We start from the raw sequence: 14,953 nt of genomic DNA, 5'->3' as shown, positions 1-14,953 counted from the left end.
CGGGTACTGATACTATCGACTCGGGTGTCGACGGACCGGGCGGTTGTTCCCGCTGCGTCGGCGGTCACTCCTCGTCGTCTTTCAGTTCCTCCAGTTCGGCCTCGACTTCCGTGTCGGAGACGTCGACGTCGGCCGTTCCGGCGTTCGCGTCCGACACGTCGGCGTCGGCGTCGGCGTCGGCGTCTTCGGACCCCGATCCGTCGCCGCCGGAGCCGCCCACCTCGGATTTCAGGGTTTCGAGCTCGGTGTCGATTTCCCGGTTGGATCGCCCGGTCTCGAGTTCGCGGTCGATGTTGTCTTTGTCCGACACCGCGTCGTCGAACGCGCCAGTGTCGGCGAGTTCGTCCATGGCCTCCGAGCGCGCCTCCATCTCGTCGGTCTGCTCCTCCGCGCGCTCGATCGACCGGGTCACATCCCCCATCTCGTCGCCGACACCGCTCATCGCCTCCGAGACGCGAGTCGACGCCTCCGCGGCCTCGTACCTGGCTTTCATAGTCTCCTTTTTCGTCCGGAACTCCTCGATCCGACCCTGGAGCTCGTTTTTCTTGTCCACGAGGTCGTCCTGCGTCGCCTGGAGGTCCGCGATCTGGCCCTCCAGCTCCTCGATCTGACCCATCTTCGCCTGCTTCTTTTCGAGGGCCTGGCGGGCGAGGTCGTCGCGGTCCTGCCGCACCGCCTCCCGGGCCTGATCGTTGTGATTTTCGACGTTATCCTCCAGCCGGCGCTTCTGGATCTCCAGGCGTTTCTTCTGCGTTGTAAGGTCCGCGATCCCCTGTTTGACATCCTGAAGCTCGTCGCGCATCTGCTCGTAGGAGTAGTCGAGCGACTCCGTCGGGTCCTCCGCCCGGTTGAGAAGCGAGTTAACCTTCGACCGAACGACGTAGGAGGCGCGTGAGAGGATTCCCATACGCCTGGTTGGGGCGCGCCGGAATTAAAACCTCACGTGCCGAACCCCGGTTCGGATGTCGGACCCAATTTTCCTCCCCGGCGGTCGCGGCGCTCGGGGCACGCTGGATACCGCCGCGGAGGGCGCTGGGAGCCGGTCTGCCGGTGCCGACGGTTCGACGGCTGACGCCTGCGTCGTCGCGTGCCCGCCACACCCCGACCACGGCGGCCACCGCGGTGACCGGCTGCTCCGCGCCGTTGCGGCCGAACTGAACGCCACCGACACAGACTGCCTCCGGTTCGACTACGGCCCCTGGGACGGCGGCCGCGGCGAGCGGGCGGACGCGTCGGCCGCTGTTGAGTGGGCGGACCGGCGGTACGAACGGGTGGCGGTGTTCGGCTACAGTTTCGGTGGGGCGGTCGCGATCGCGGCGGCGGCCCACGGCGCCGACGTGGTCGCGGTCGCCGCGCTCGCACCGCCCGCACGCGCCGGCGCCGCGGGAGAAACGGCAGCCGGCGACGTCCGCGGTATCGACACGGTCGCCGCCCTCGTCGCGATTCCGACATCCCTGTGTGTCGGCATCCTTTACGGCTCTCGCGACGACACCGCGGACGTGGGTCCGGTTGTCGACTGCGCCCACGAGCGGGGTGCTGTGGTGCGGGCGTTCGACGCGGACCACTTCTTCGTCGGGCACGACGCAGAGGTCGCGGCCGCGACCGTTGATTTCCTCGGACCGTCGCTTCACCCCGACTCCCGGCGGTAGCCCGCCGCGAACGAGGCCGCAACGGCGGCGGGACACACCGTCTGTTCGGCCGACAGCATCAGTTGTACCCGCGCCACCGGTGACCGCACTCGGTGCATTTGAAAAACCGCGTCGGCGGTTCGTCGGCGGAGCCGGTCTGTTTGATCGTGTACCACGCCTCGCGGTTGTCACACTCCGCACAGACCACGTCGGTCGCGGTGGGTTTCCCCTCGAAGTTCGCGCCCTCCTCGGTCTCGATCACGTCGTCGTCGGTCTGGGACTCCGTGGAGACGAACTCCGCAGCCAACGCCGCGTCCTGTTCGGCCTCGGCGCCGCAGTCGTCGTTCGTACACACCATCGTCCCGTCCCGGGAGACCATCATCGTCCCGCAGTCGTCGCAGAACTGCATACACCGAACTCCGCCTCGGAGACACAAGTGCTCCCCGGACCCGTCGGAGCGGCCTGCTGGAACCGCGCGGCCGACCCGCTACTCCGTCGGTTCGACGCCGTCTTCGACCATCGGGCAGTTCCGCACCCGGAACCGCTCGTTGTCGACGACCTCCACGATCTCGGTGCCCTCGTGGGTGCACGCCAGCGCGGGCGGCCCATCCAGGTACGGACACGACTGGCAGTACGTGTCCTTCGGGACGACGTGTTCCGGTAGTTTCGACCCGGCGTCCCCGGCGTCCCCGACGGATCCGACCCCGGACGCGGGGCCGACATCGCCCGGGGACCCGGGTTCGGCGTCCGAAGCCGTGTCGGCACCGACACCCGCGGTGTCGTCGGAGCCGAGCGATGACCACAGCGTCTCCTCATCGATCTCCCCGACCGACATCTGCTCGAACGGATCCTCGTCGGGGTCCGGCGGCGAGCCGGTCGATAACTCCGGGTCGATATCGGCCCCGGGGCTCGAGTCGGCCGAGTCGTCGGCGTCCCCGTCATCCCGGTCGCGGCGCTTCCGACCCACCCGGCGGGCGAGGTCCGACAACGGGGCGTTGTCGCCCGACGCCTCGTCGGACGCCTCGGCGCGGGCTCGTTCCGCGTCCGACCCACCGTCCTGACCGTCGAAGGGTGAGTGTTCCCCGGACTCCGTCGGGTTGTCGTCGCTCATCGATCATCCGCCTCCTCGTCACGGTCGATCTCTGTCCGCTCGTCGCTCAGCCCCCCCGGCGCCAACGGGTCGTCGGACACGGTGTCGTCGCTGCCCTCAGCGGGGTCACCCGCGAACCCGCGGCTGCCGGAGGCGGGTTCAGCGTCGCCGTTGGGCCCGCTTGACTCGTCGTTGACGATGTCGCCGAAGCCGGAACCGGCCCCCTGGTGGGTTCTGTCTTCGGCTCTCTCGCCCGCGACCGCGGCGGACGGATCGGAACCGGACGGCTCGGCCCCTCCCGCGTCCGAGGGTGACGATGACGTAGCCCCCGACGACCCGGTTGTCTCCGGCGAGCCGGTTGCGTTGGGTCCTGATGCCGCGGGCCCCGGCTCCAGGGCGGGGCGGTCGCCGACAGTCAACGTGTCGGGTCTGAACCACCCGCCGGACTCCACGCCGTCGAACGACGACTCACAGTGCGGGCACGCCGGTTCATCGAGCAGGCCGACGTGGACCGACTCCCCGCAGGAGCCGCACGCCGCCTCCGGGACGCCGCGCCGGTTCGCCGCCTCGCGCAGGCTCGCGACGGCATCGCGCTTCTCGCGTTCGCGTTCGAGTGCCGCCACCCGGCGTCTGAGATCGACAACCGCGTTCGCAACGGTACGGAGCCTCGCGCTCCGGTCGTCGGCCTCGTCTTCCAGCGTCTCGGCCCGCTCGGTGAGATACTCCAACACCTCCTCGTAGTTCTCGAACCCCTCGTCGACCCGGCGCTCGAGCGACGGGTGGTCGTGGTCGGCCGGCGCCTTCGCGTCGGCCTCCCGTTTGACCTGGATGACCCGCTGTCGCACGTCGGCGATCTGCTCGTCGAGATCACCCTCCAACACCTCGACCCGTTCTGCGAGACCGCTCGCGCGGGCGTCGAACTCATCAACCCCGCTTGGCGGGCCGACCGTCACGTCCGTGCGGCCGGGAACAGCGGCGTCAGCCAGCCAGCCGGGGTGGTCGTCGAGCAGTTTGTGGGCCGCAAGCAGCCGGCGGACGACGTCCACCCGTGAGGCGTCGCTGTCGGCCGCTCGCTCGGCTACCCACGCCTCCAGATCCTCGGGCAGTTCTTCAACCGGTTCCGACCCCATCGGTGGTATATAGACCGGTGTGAACGTAAAGTACTGCCGGCGACCCGACCGCGCCCATCGCTACTCGAGAAACTCCGGCTCGCCGTCCGCGTCGCTTCCGTCGTCTGCTCGCCGGTTCACGTCCACCTGGTAATGTTTGAGAATGTCGCGACCGAGCAACAGCGGGTAGTCCATGTGCGAGCGGTCGCCGACGCTCGCGGTGACGGTGTGTTGGGTGCCGCCGATCCCGATGACGAGATCCACAACCGGCCGGGCGGTGCCGGAACTCGACGACCCCGAGCGCACGCGCGTCATGCTTTTTATTGGCCCGGCCCCGACCTCGGCCGCAAGCGACGTATCAATGCTCGTCCGCGTCGCGCCGGTGTCGGACTTGGCCGCGGCCTGCGTCGACCCGCTGGTGCCCGAGACGACAACCTCCTCGATGTAGCCGATGGTCGGCCGCTCGCCGGTCGGCCCCGTCTCGATCCGCGGCATCCCCGCCGGCCGCGAGTCGTCGAGCGTCGCCGAGAGTTCCGCGACGCGGTCGTCGTCGACCTCGCCGCCGGCGCGTTCGATCGCGAGTTTCGCGATGTGGGGCGCGGGGCTCCGGCCGGTCGCGCGGTGGAGCCCGCGGAACCCCGCCGTCGGGTTCGTCTCCAGCACGAACCATCCGTCGTCACCCTCGATCAGGTCGACGCCGACGTAGTCGAGCCCCATCACGTCGGCGGCGTAGAGCGCAGTCTCCCTCGCAGCCTCCGGCATGTCGTCGGTGGCGTCGGCGACCTCCCCGCCGAAGGAGACGTTGGTCCGCCACTCCCCCTCGGGGGCGTACCGGTACATCGCGCCGATCACCTCGCCGCCGACGACGTACACGCGGAGGTCCCGGTGCGTGTCGTCGTCGCGCTCGATAAGCGACTGGAGGAAGGCCTGTCTGTTGCCGACCTGCGGGTTGACCGGCTCGGTGAGGTCGACTTTCCACGTTCCGCCCCCGTGGGTCCCGATCGCGGACTTGTAGACCCCGACGTCACCGAACCCGCCCCGGCCCTTGTTCAAGCGGTCGTTCGACAGCGCCAACAGCGCGTCCGGGACCGCGATGTTCCAGTTCGCGAGTGTCGCCGCCGTCGCGAACTTGTGAATCGCGGTCAGCACCGCAGCGGGTTCGTTCAGCATCGGCCGGATCCGCTCGAACGTCGTCGCCAGCCCCAGCAGCTCCACGGGCGCCTCCGAGTTCGAGAGCAGGAGCCGGTTCGCCACGATATCGACCTCCGGTTCGATGGTGACGTCGCCGTCTCTCACCGACACGGCGGTGTTCTCGCGGCGCAGCCAGACGCCCTCGTGGCCGAGGTCGTCGACCGCGTTGAGGATCGCTTTGGTCTCCTTGCTGTTGTGTAGTGAGAGCACGCCGACTCGGACCGAACCTCCGTCGTCAGTCATACCCGTTGTCTTCTCGTGGCCGTCTAAAGAGGTGCCGACCGCCCGGAACTGTCTGCACGACCTGTCGCCCCCTCCGCTCGCTCGACTCCACGCCGTTGTGTCACCGGATGTAATCGCTGCTATCGGTTCGTGTCGGAGCGCCCCGGCGGACACCCTATGCCGATGGTTGACGGGCGGGACTCCCAGACACGAATTGCGACCGTTTATGTCTCCAGGGTGGCGAGCGCGGGTATGGGTAGCGACGCGGCGTTCGAGTACGACGGCGGCCGGGTTGCCCCCGGCACCCGCCGGAACCTCCGCTATGCGATCAGCGAGACCTACCTCGGCGACCCGATCCGGATCCCGGTCACAGTCGTCAACAGCGAGCGCGAGGGCCCTACGGTCTTTCTCTCGGCAGCCTCCCACGGCGACGAACTCAACGGCATCGAGGTGGTCCGTGAAGTGGCCTACGAGTGGGACCTCTCGGACCTGGTGGGCACGCTCGTGTGTCTCCCGGTTCTGAACGTCCCCGGCTTCTTAGCCCAGCAACGCTACCTTCCGATCTACGACCGCGACCTCAACCGATCGTTCCCGGGGCGGGAGGATTCGACGAGCGCGAAGCGGATGGCCGCCCGGATCTTCGACAACTTCATCGCGCCGTGCGATTTCGGGATCGACTTCCACACCTCAACCCGCGGGCGGACGAATATGCTCCACGTCCGTGCTGACATGTCCGACGACGCGGTCGCGCGGTTGGCGCAGGCGTTCGGCTCAAACGTCATCATCGACAGCCAAGGCGGCGACGGCCTCCTGCGGTCCGAGGCGACCCGTTCGGGGATTCCGACCGTGACCGTCGAGATGGGGGAGGCCCACCGGTTCCAGCGGGACCTCATCGACGACGCCTTGGCCGGGGTCGAGAGCGTCTTCGCCGAGTACGAACTCCGCGAACCGTCCGTTGTCCGGTGGCCCGGGTGGCGGACGGTCATCCACGACACCAACGAGCGGACCTGGATCCGCGCCGACGTCGGCGGGATCGTCGACATGCACCACGAGTCGGGGTCACTCGTGCGGGAAGGCGACCGGATCTGTACGTTGACAGACCCGTTCAAGAGCGACACCGTCGCGGTCGAGGCGCCGTTCACCGGGCTGTTGGTGGGTGTCCTCGAGAACCCCGTGGTCTACCCTGGCAACCCGCTGTGTCACCTGATCGAACTCGACGACGACGTGCGGCGGGTTGTCGAGCGCGAGCAGACGAGGGACGCGACATCGTGAGGGTAAGAGCGGCGGAGACGCGGAACGCGGCCATAACCGACCGCGGCCAACACACGTAAGGTCTATACTGGTTGCGGCCCGACCTTCAGCGGAGTATGAGTCAGTCTTACGATCGGGGCCTCGTCGAGGACTTCGGCCGGTGGCGGGAGTTCACAGCCGGTATGTGGGCCTGGATCTTCCACAAGTTCACCGGGTGGGTGCTGGTGGGGTATCTGTTCACCCACATCGCCGTCCTCTCGACCGCGCTGCAGAGCCCCGACGCCTACACGACGACGATCCAGTCGCTCGAAAGCCTGCTCGTCGTCCGCATCCTTGAGGTCGGGCTGTTGGCCGTGGCGGTGTTCCACATCCTCAACGGCCTTCGACTGCTGTTCGTCGACCTCGGGGTCGGGCTGGAATCGCAGGACAAGAGCTTCTACGCGTCGCTCGTTCTCACCGGCGCCATTGTGGTCGCGAGCGTGCCGACGTTTCTCGCCGGGGTGTTCGGCTGAATGGCCGAACGCTACTCCTCGTTCAAGGTCGGCGGCCGCCGGTGGCTGTGGCAGCGCATCACCGCGGCGTTCCTCGTGGCCGTGTTGGCCTTTCACTTCTTTCTCCTGCACTTCGTCAACCACGCCGACGAGGTCACGTTCGGAATGTCCCAAGGCCGGATGCAGGAGCTCACCTACTTCTCGCTCATGATCCTGTTTCTGCTGACCGCGACGTTCCACGGCGTCAACGGCGTCTACAACGCCCTCGTCAACCAGGGGCTCTCCGGCACCCAGGAAACGGCCGTGAAAGCGGTCCTCGGGGTCGCAAGCATCGTTCTGATCGTCCAGGGCGTCCGAACCGCACTCGCGTGGGCCGGCGGCGTCCCGATCTAACCCGAACCACAACCGATGAGCACACAACTCCCAGACCAAGTCGAAGAAGAATCGACCGAAACCGACGCGGAGCCGACGGCCGCGCCCCAGGAGCGCCGGCTGGCGAGCAAGCGTGACCGCGCCGGCGAGGCCGACCGACGGCGTCAGGCCGAGGAGGCCGACAAGGCGCTTGATGACGACACCTACCACCTGAAGGTGTTCCGGTACGACCCCGAGATCGCGGGTAAAAAAGAACCCCGGTTCGACGATTTCCACGTTCCCTTCGAGAAGGGGATGACCGTACTTGACGCCCTGATGTACGCTCGGGACACCTACGACTCCAGTCTCACCTTCCGGCACTCCTGCCGGCAGGCGGTCTGTGGGTCGGACGCCATGTTCGTCAACGGCCAACAGCGGCTGTGCTGTAAGACCCAGCTCTCGGATCTGGAGGCGCCGGTCCGGATCGAACCCCTCCCCCACGCCGAGGTTGTCAAGGATCTCGTGGTGGACATGCAACACTTCTACGACCAAATGGAGGCGGTCGAGCCGTACTTCCAGACGAACGACTACCCCGACGGCGAACTCGAAGAGCAGCGTCAGACCCCCGAGAACCGCGAGAAGGTGAAGATGTCGACGCGGTGTATCTGGTGCGGTGCGTGTATGTCGTCGTGCAACGTCGCCGCCGGCGACAACGAGTACCTCGGCCCCGCCGCCATCAACAAGGCGTACCGCTTCACGATGGACGAACGCGAGGGCGAGGAGATGAAACAGCAGCGGCTGAAGATCCTTGAACAGGAACACGGCGTTTGGCGGTGTCAGACCCAGTTCTCGTGTACGGAAGTCTGCCCGAAGGACATTCCCCTCACGGAGCACATCCAGGAGATCAAACGCGAAGCCGTGAAGAACAACCTGAAGTTCTGGTAGTTTCAGCTTAATATAAATTCACGTTTTTATATAGAAATCACGTTAGTCAGGATCTACTCGGTGCCGACGGCACACAAGAGACGCGACTGACGGTAACGAGTAAAAAGAGGTTTCGGGACGCAGTCGTCGCTATCGGAAGCGAACGCCCGTTCTTTGTCTCGGGGGTATGATCGTACCGTCACCGTAGGTAGAACTGAAACTACGAGCGGTGTAGTTTCACTACACAGCAGGAAGATTAGTCTCTCAGTTGCACTACCGTCTCATTCTGGCGATATACTTGGCTACCGTTTGGTTAGAGATATCAAGAATTTGACATACGTCCCTTCGGCTGTAACCCAGTGCTCCAAGCAGATATGCAACAATAGCAGGGTTACTGTCTGTAACAATCTCAATCGGGATACAATCGCTATTGTGTTCCTCTGGGTCTATACCGTAATTTTCGATCAGTATCCCGACCGCGAGGGCTTGGACCCTTGATTCACTGATATACTCCTTACCCGTGTCTCTGTCAATTGTTCTGTATCTTATTTTTTCGGTGAGGACACCATCAGGTTTCTTTCCTTCAAGTACGGTCCTAATTTTCGCTGTCGAAATAAGTTCATAACCTTCCCTCCACTCGTTACTCATTACTTTGCCAACTGTTGAGGGTATATAAAAAATCACAGAATATGCCCTTCAGAACGCTTTTGCAGATACCACAATACAGGTGGAGGTAGGTCGAAGCGCGAGAGAGGGTTTTTGGCCCGCTGAAGGGGCCAAAGCTAACGATACCGGTAGCTACGGCTCTCGCCTTCGGCCAGAGGTGATCGAGATGGATAAAGAAACCAGGGAAGCCGTCCACGTTCGGGACCGAGGGCAGTGTGCCAACTGTCGGGCCTCGGGTCCCGACGTGACGCTCGACGTCCACCACATCGTGCCGCGAGGCCGAGGAGGATCCGATAGGATGTCCAATCTTGTCCTCCTGTGCCGCCAATGTCACGATGCGTCACACGAGCAGGCGACGGCTCCCACAGTCGATTTCAGGAGCACAGGTAAAATGAATACCGACTCTTTCGGTACGTTCCTCCAGTTCTTTCGGGAGCTCCCGACGGCCCGATTCGACAGTGACGAGGAGGTCTGGCGGATCCCGAAGGCCGATTTCGAGGAGGAAGTCGTCCGAGAAGTAAGTGAGTCTCAAGAGTCAGTAGCCGTGGCTGACGGAGGTGAACGATGACCCAACAGACCCTCGACGAGTTCGAAAAGACTGTCCGCTGCCCGAGTTGTGATCGGGACGACTTCGGGAGTGAACGGGCGATGCGAATCCATCATAAGCAGATTCACGGCGAATCGCTGGCTCAGCGTGGCGATCGATACCGCTGCTCCGTGTGTGGCCGCGAACTGCGCACCGAGCGTGGACTCACAAACCATCTCTCAAAAGTTCACCCCGATACCTGGGATGACCTGCAAGAAGACGGCGTTGTGCTGGAGTTAGCGAACCGAGGATAATGATAGATCTGTACGCACTCGGGTCCATCGCGGTTTCGAGATCAAAAGGGTAGATCGACCGGACGAGTCCGCTCGTTTATGTCCCTTCTATCTGCAGCAGTACTTTTGAGGGAACGGGCTCTGTCCAAAGGGTAACCAGCCGATGGCTTCACCGATGGAATGACCGGAACACACATTTGGGTACGGTCGTAACTCACTCGTAGGCAGACTGCACCACGCGAGAACCGCACAGCACACACCGAACCACACACCAACACAATGCACGAACACGACGTCATCGTGGTGGGCGCCGGAGGCGCGGGCCTCAGGGCGGCCATCGCAGCACAACAAGAGGGGGCCGACGTGGCCATTGTCTCGAAACTCCACCCGGTCCGGAGCCACACCGGGGCCGCCGAGGGCGGCATCAACGCCGCACTCAGAGAGGGCGACTCTTGGGAGGATCACGCCTACGACACCATGAAAGGGTCGGACTACCTCGGCGACGCCCCCGCGATCGAGACGCTCGCGCAGGACAGCCCCGAAGAGGTCATCCAACTGGAACACTGGGGGATGGCCTTCTCGCGCGACGACGACGGGCGGGTCAGCCAGCGGCCGTTCGGGGGGCTATCGTTCCCGCGGACCACCTACGCCGGCGCGGAGACCGGCCACCAGCTCCTGCATACGATGTACGAACAGCTGGTCAAACGCGGCATCGAGGTCTACGACGAGTGGTACGTCCTCAATCTGGCGGTGAGCGACGAACCCGCTCCCGAGGATCGGAGCTGTCACGGTGTCGTCGGCTACGACATCAAATCGGGCACCATTGAGGGGTTCCGCGCCCGCGACGGGGTCGTCCTCGCGACTGGTGGCCCCGGCCAGGTGTTCGACCACACCACCAACGCGGTTGCCAACACCGGTGACGGCGTCGCGATGGCGTACCGCGCCGGCGCCCCGGTCGAAGACATGGAGTTCATCCAGTTCCACCCCACCACGCTCCCCTCGACCGGCGTCCTGATCACCGAGGGTGTCCGCGGGGAGGGCGGCATCCTCTACAACTCCGAGGGCGAGCGGTTCATGTTCGAGCACGGGTACGCCAACAACGACGGCGAACTCGCCTCCCGCGACGTGGTTTCCCGGGCAGAACTCACCGAGATCAACGAGGGCCGCGGCATTGAGGACGAGTACGTTCACTTGGACATGCGCCACCTCGGCGAGGAGCGGATCACCGACCGGCTGGAGAACATCATCCACCTCTCGGAGGACTTCGAGGGCGTCAATCCGCTGGAGGAGCCGATGCCGGTCAAGCCCGGCCAACACTACGCCATGGGCGGGGTCGAGACCAACGAGAACGGCGAGACCGCGATCAGCGGGCTCTACGCCGCCGGCGAGTGTGCGTGTGCGTCGGTCCACGGCTCGAACCGGCTCGGCGGCAACGCCCTCCCGGAGCTCATCGTGTTCGGCGCCCGCGCCGGGTCCCACGCTGCGGGTGGCGACCTCGCGGAGGCGGAGATCCCCACTGGCCAGACCGGCGAGTGGGAGCCCGGAGACGTCGACACCCCGGTAGAGCCGGGCGAACCCGGCGTGAGTTCCGGCGAGGCGGTCGCCGACGGCGGGGCCACGAACCTCGAGCCGGGGGCGGTCGTCAAGCGGACCACGGAGCGGGCCAGAGCCCGCGTGGAAGCGCTGCTGGACAACGACGACGGTCGGAACCACTCCGAAATCCGAGCATCGATTCAACAGTCGATGACGGACAACGTCAACGTGTTCCGGGAGGGCGGACGGCTCAAAGAGGCGCTGGCGGACATCCGCGAGGCGCGCGAGGCCTACGAGGACGTCGGCGTCGCCGACCAGTCGCGGACGTTCAATACGGATCTGATCCACACCATCGAAACCCGGAACGTGATCGACCTCGCGGAGGCGATCACGCTCGGCGCCCTGGCCCGCGAGGAGTTCCGCGGCGCCCACTGGCGACAGGGCCACCAGAAGCGCGACGACGAGAACTGGCTGAAACACACGCTGCTGTCGTGGAACAGCGGCCAGCCCGAGCTCTGGTACCGGCCGGTGCTGCTCGAAGGCGAGACCAAGCGGTACGAGCCGAAGATCCGGAGCTACTGACACCCCCCGCCGTCATTCATATATCCCCGCGCTGTCTACCGTCGCTCGGAAGGGTGGCTCAGTGGTAGAGCAGTTCGGCAGCAGCCGTCGTACGGTTGTGCCGACCTACGGCTTCGCGTGGTTCGATTCCCGCCCCTTCCACTCTCCAACGGCCCCACCGCCGCTTGATTATGTCCGGTGACTCCGGGATCGATTACGTCACAAGTCGAAACCACCGTTCGGTTCTCGGCCGAAACCTCGATACACAATGACGCACACCCAAAAATACGGGAGTTAGCGGGCACGTGAACCGGATTCGGTGATTAGGTCTTTTTCGACGATCGTCGTGCGAGACTTTTATTATTGTCGAACACAACCGGTAGGTAACCACAATGCAGAGTACGACGCACTCCCGAACAACACCCACACTCGATGCGCCGTCAATCCCGTCGGAGCTCGAATCCCCGCGAGCCAAGTTGGTCTATCTGTTCCTCTCGACACACGGGGAGGCAACCGTCTCCGAACTCCAATCCGGCCTCAGTATGAAGAAGATCTCGCTGTACAGTATTCTCTCGACGCTGTGTGAACGCGGCCTGATCGATCAGGACGCCGAAGCCTACGCCCTCTGCTGAGGCCGGCCGACCGCCCCGACAGGAGTGCTGGGTGACCGATACGACCCGACCACCGCGCTCTCGCCCACACCCGACCGCCGCGCTCTCGCCCACACCCGACCGCCGCTCCGGAACGGCGCCAGCCCCCCGGCCCCGCAGACAGTGAGCAGTTCGGTCACGGCCTCGTCGCCCTCCTCGTCACCGTTTCGGAGCGTGTCGGACTGTCCGACCGGATCCGAGCGAGTGGACGCAGTGCGGTACCCAACGCGCCCCCGGCGAGGGACCGCTAGTGAGCCCCACCGGGACCGGACCCGGGGTAGCGGCCGGTGACTGTCCCTCCTGGACGGCGGTGTCGGCGCCGACCGCGTCCCATCGGGCTACGCGTCGACGGTGGGAGCGCCCGGACACGCCGGGACACATACGGGTTTTGTGACGGTTACACGGCGTCCACCCGGATACAAATATAAATACCTGAATAATAACGGGTAACAATTCATATTCCCGGTCTCTCTGTCCCCCCGGAGACACTATTAATTACACACACTCGTACAATATAATGATGTCTGACACGGAGGCAGGCAACGTCGAAGCGAACAGGGATCGCCGGCTGATCGCCCTCGCGGCGGTGGCGATCCACCTGTCAATCGGATCGATCTACGCGTACAGCATCTACCAACTCCCACTCGAGGAGGCACAGGGCTGGGCGACGTCTCAGGTCACACTCGCGTTCTCCATTGCGGTGTTCGTTCTCGGGTTCACCGCCGCGTTCCTCGGCACGTACGTCGAGGAGTACGGCCCGCGGCTGGCCGGATTGGCTGCGGCCGTCCTCTACGGAGCCGGGATGATCGGGGCGGGCCTGAGCGTCCAACTCGGGAGCCTCCCGCTGTTCCTCGCGACGTTCGGGGTCGTCGGTGGGATGGGGATCGGGCTGGGATACATCTCGCCGATCGGAACGCTGCTCGAGTGGTTCCCGGACCGACGGGGGATGGCGACCGGTCTGGCGGTGATGGGGTTCGGCGCCGGAGCGCTGCTGACCGGTCCGGTGGGGAGTTACCTCATCCAGGAGTTCAGCGTCGCGACCGCGTTCTACGCGCTCGGCGCGCTCTACTTCGTCCTGATGACGCTGGGTGCGAGCTACCTCGCAAAGCCCGCCGACGGGTGGCTCCCCGAGGGGATGCAAGACGAAGAGGACGCCCACGAGAAAGCGACCAGCGCGCTCTCGGGGATCGAGACGCTCAGCGCCGCCGAGGCACGAACCTCCGTCCGGTTCTGGATGGTGTGGCTCGTCATCTTCATCAACGTCTCCGCGGGAATTATGCTGTTGGCGTTCGCGTCGCCGATGCTCCAGCAGATCGGCGGTGCGACCGCCACCACGGCAGCGTTCATCACCGGCTACATCGGCATCTTCAACGGCGGCGGCCGCATCTTCTGGTCGTCGCTGTCGGACTACGTCGGCCGGACGACAACCTACGGCGCGTTCATGATCATTCAGATCGGCGCCTTCCTGGTGATGCCACAGCTCGTCGGGGTGTGGGTCCTCGCGGGGACGATGTTCCTCGTGATCACGTGCTACGGCGGCGGGTTCGCGTGCCTGCCGGCGTATCTCAGTGACCTCTTCGGTACGAAGGAGGTCAGCGCGATCCACGGCTACGCGCTCACCGCCTGGGGCGTCGCCGGCGTGGCGGGCCCGCAGCTGGCCTCGTTCATCCTTGAGACCACGGGCGGGTATACGAACGCCCTATACGTGATGAACGCGGTGCTCGTCGTTGGGCTCGTGACGGTCGTGGCGCTCCGGTGGCAGCTGGGGCGGCTCCGGGAGGACGATACCGCCGGTCGGGCCGGCGCCGCGACGGTCGACTGAGCGTCCGCTCCGACGGCGCCCCGTTCGCCTGGGACGGGCACTCCTTCGGGCCGGTGTATGACTACAGGACCGAGCACGGCCCCGTTGACTCCGGCCCGACACGGAGGAGCACCGATCCCGTTCGTCCCCGGCGCCCGATTCCCACAGACCCTTAAGTTGAGCCGCCGGAGTCGTTGTATGGTTGCGACTGAAACCTACACCGTCGAAGCGCCGAACGGCGACGCCGAGGAGATCGAACTTCCCGAGGGGCTCGCGGACGTGTTCACCGAGGAGGGCGAGTCCACGACCGCGGTCGTCGGAGACCTCCTGGTCCAGTCGTTCGCACAGCAGGCTCACGCGGTCGTCCACCACAGCCAGGGGGACACGCCCGCGGACCTGGAGTCGATCAACGAGAAGATGGAAGCCCTCTTCGAGGAGCGGTTCGGGGTCCCGCTCGACGACGCCATGGACCACAGCCACTGAGAGACACCGTCGGGGCTCCCGGCACACGGGTCGTTGTCGCCGTGACCAGTCGGAACCCGAACCGGGTTGTTCGGTCGGGTGATTGGGTCCAGCGAGGCGCGGCACACAACAGCAGATGACATCCTCCCCAGCGTGAACGCCGGGGTTTCCTCACGCTGGGGGTATCGCTTACCCGCCCACGGA

16 protein-coding genes, 1 tRNA gene and 1 pseudogene are annotated in these 14,953 nt (G+C 65.2%); 12 read left to right on the top strand and 6 right to left on the bottom strand.

What is annotated here, in order from left to right; translation table 11 throughout:
- Positions 1–64 precede the first annotated feature (64 nt).
- Positions 65–907: a PspA/IM30 family protein gene (locus tag IEX72_RS07655; protein ID WP_188786792.1), complete on the bottom strand. Its 843-nt coding sequence runs from the start codon at positions 905–907 to the stop codon at positions 65–67.
- Positions 908–962: 55 nt separating this feature from the next.
- On the opposite strand from IEX72_RS07655, the gene IEX72_RS07650 reads away from it, so the two are divergent.
- Positions 963–1,649 carry an alpha/beta hydrolase gene (locus IEX72_RS07650; protein ID WP_188786791.1) on the top strand — a complete coding sequence of 229 codons (687 nt, stop codon included), beginning with the start codon at positions 963–965 and terminating at the stop codon, positions 1,647–1,649.
- A 58-nt stretch (positions 1,650–1,707) separates the two neighbouring features.
- Here IEX72_RS07650 and IEX72_RS07645 read toward each other — a convergent pair whose 3' ends face one another.
- The 4 genes from IEX72_RS07645 to IEX72_RS07630 all read right to left on the bottom strand — a co-directional run bounded on the left by IEX72_RS07645 (position 1,708) and on the right by IEX72_RS07630 (position 5,261).
- Positions 1,708–2,037 (bottom strand): transcription factor S, encoded by a 330-nt coding sequence (locus IEX72_RS07645; protein ID WP_188786790.1) that lies wholly within the window; start codon positions 2,035–2,037, stop codon positions 1,708–1,710.
- Positions 2,038–2,115: 78 nt separating this feature from the next.
- On the bottom strand, positions 2,116–2,739 hold the full coding sequence (locus IEX72_RS07640) for a hypothetical protein (RefSeq protein ID WP_188786789.1): 624 nt from the start codon (positions 2,737–2,739) through the stop codon (positions 2,116–2,118).
- Positions 2,736–3,848: a hypothetical protein gene (locus tag IEX72_RS07635; RefSeq protein WP_188786788.1), complete on the bottom strand. Its 1,113-nt coding sequence runs from the start codon at positions 3,846–3,848 to the stop codon at positions 2,736–2,738. The genes IEX72_RS07640 and IEX72_RS07635 overlap by 4 nt, the downstream gene beginning before the upstream one ends.
- A 60-nt stretch (positions 3,849–3,908) precedes the next feature.
- Positions 3,909–5,261 (bottom strand): putative ATP-dependent zinc protease, encoded by a 1,353-nt coding sequence (locus IEX72_RS07630; RefSeq protein WP_188786787.1) that lies wholly within the window; start codon positions 5,259–5,261, stop codon positions 3,909–3,911.
- Positions 5,262–5,492: 231 nt separating this feature from the next.
- On the opposite strand from IEX72_RS07630, the gene IEX72_RS07625 reads away from it, so the two are divergent.
- From IEX72_RS07625 to IEX72_RS07610, 4 genes are all read left to right on the top strand, one after another.
- Entirely contained in the window at positions 5,493–6,512 is a 1,020-nt protein-coding gene (locus IEX72_RS07625; protein WP_188786786.1) for a succinylglutamate desuccinylase/aspartoacylase family protein, read from the top strand.
- Between the two features lie 95 nt (positions 6,513–6,607).
- Positions 6,608–7,003 (top strand): succinate dehydrogenase, cytochrome b556 subunit, encoded by a 396-nt coding sequence (sdhC, locus tag IEX72_RS07620; RefSeq protein ID WP_188786785.1) that lies wholly within the window; start codon positions 6,608–6,610, stop codon positions 7,001–7,003.
- A complete protein-coding gene (locus IEX72_RS07615; protein WP_188786784.1) occupies positions 7,004–7,375 on the top strand; it encodes a succinate dehydrogenase hydrophobic membrane anchor subunit in 372 nt (123 codons plus the stop codon).
- Positions 7,376–7,390: 15 nt separating this feature from the next.
- Positions 7,391–8,278 carry a succinate dehydrogenase/fumarate reductase iron-sulfur subunit gene (locus IEX72_RS07610; RefSeq protein WP_188786783.1) on the top strand — a complete coding sequence of 296 codons (888 nt, stop codon included), beginning with the start codon at positions 7,391–7,393 and terminating at the stop codon, positions 8,276–8,278.
- Between the two features lie 252 nt (positions 8,279–8,530).
- On the opposite strand, the gene IEX72_RS07605 is transcribed toward IEX72_RS07610, so the two are convergent.
- A complete protein-coding gene (locus tag IEX72_RS07605) occupies positions 8,531–8,905 on the bottom strand; it encodes a hypothetical protein (RefSeq protein WP_188786782.1) in 375 nt (124 codons plus the stop codon).
- 184 nt (positions 8,906–9,089) lie between these two features.
- Between IEX72_RS07605 and IEX72_RS15550 the strand changes: the two are divergent.
- From IEX72_RS15550 to IEX72_RS07570, 7 genes and pseudogenes are all read left to right on the top strand, one after another.
- Positions 9,090–9,263: pseudogene (locus IEX72_RS15550) on the top strand (HNH endonuclease); the annotation flags it as partial.
- A gap of 51 nt (positions 9,264–9,314) precedes the next feature.
- Positions 9,315–9,491 carry a hypothetical protein gene (locus IEX72_RS15205; protein ID WP_229663781.1) on the top strand — a complete coding sequence of 59 codons (177 nt, stop codon included), beginning with the start codon at positions 9,315–9,317 and terminating at the stop codon, positions 9,489–9,491.
- A gap of 530 nt (positions 9,492–10,021) precedes the next feature.
- On the top strand, positions 10,022–11,857 hold the full coding sequence (locus tag IEX72_RS07590) for an FAD-binding protein (RefSeq protein WP_188786779.1): 1,836 nt from the start codon (positions 10,022–10,024) through the stop codon (positions 11,855–11,857).
- A 47-nt stretch (positions 11,858–11,904) separates the two neighbouring features.
- A tRNA-Thr gene (locus tag IEX72_RS07585) sits at positions 11,905–11,998 on the top strand.
- Between the two features lie 230 nt (positions 11,999–12,228).
- Positions 12,229–12,468 carry a TrmB family transcriptional regulator gene (locus IEX72_RS07580; protein WP_188786778.1) on the top strand — a complete coding sequence of 80 codons (240 nt, stop codon included), beginning with the start codon at positions 12,229–12,231 and terminating at the stop codon, positions 12,466–12,468.
- Between the two features lie 538 nt (positions 12,469–13,006).
- On the top strand, positions 13,007–14,308 hold the full coding sequence (locus IEX72_RS07575; RefSeq protein WP_188786777.1) for an L-lactate MFS transporter: 1,302 nt from the start codon (positions 13,007–13,009) through the stop codon (positions 14,306–14,308).
- A 177-nt stretch (positions 14,309–14,485) separates the two neighbouring features.
- Positions 14,486–14,770: a DUF7545 family protein gene (locus IEX72_RS07570; protein ID WP_188786776.1), complete on the top strand. Its 285-nt coding sequence runs from the start codon at positions 14,486–14,488 to the stop codon at positions 14,768–14,770.
- Positions 14,771–14,953 lie beyond the last annotated feature (183 nt).

It is taken from the genome of Halobellus salinus (assembly GCF_014646875.1).
GTDB classification, from domain to species: Archaea; Halobacteriota; Halobacteria; order Halobacteriales; family Haloferacaceae; genus Haloquadratum; species Haloquadratum salinum.
Note: the sequence above shows the minus strand (reverse complement) of the source record. Positions and strands in the feature narration are given on the sequence as shown.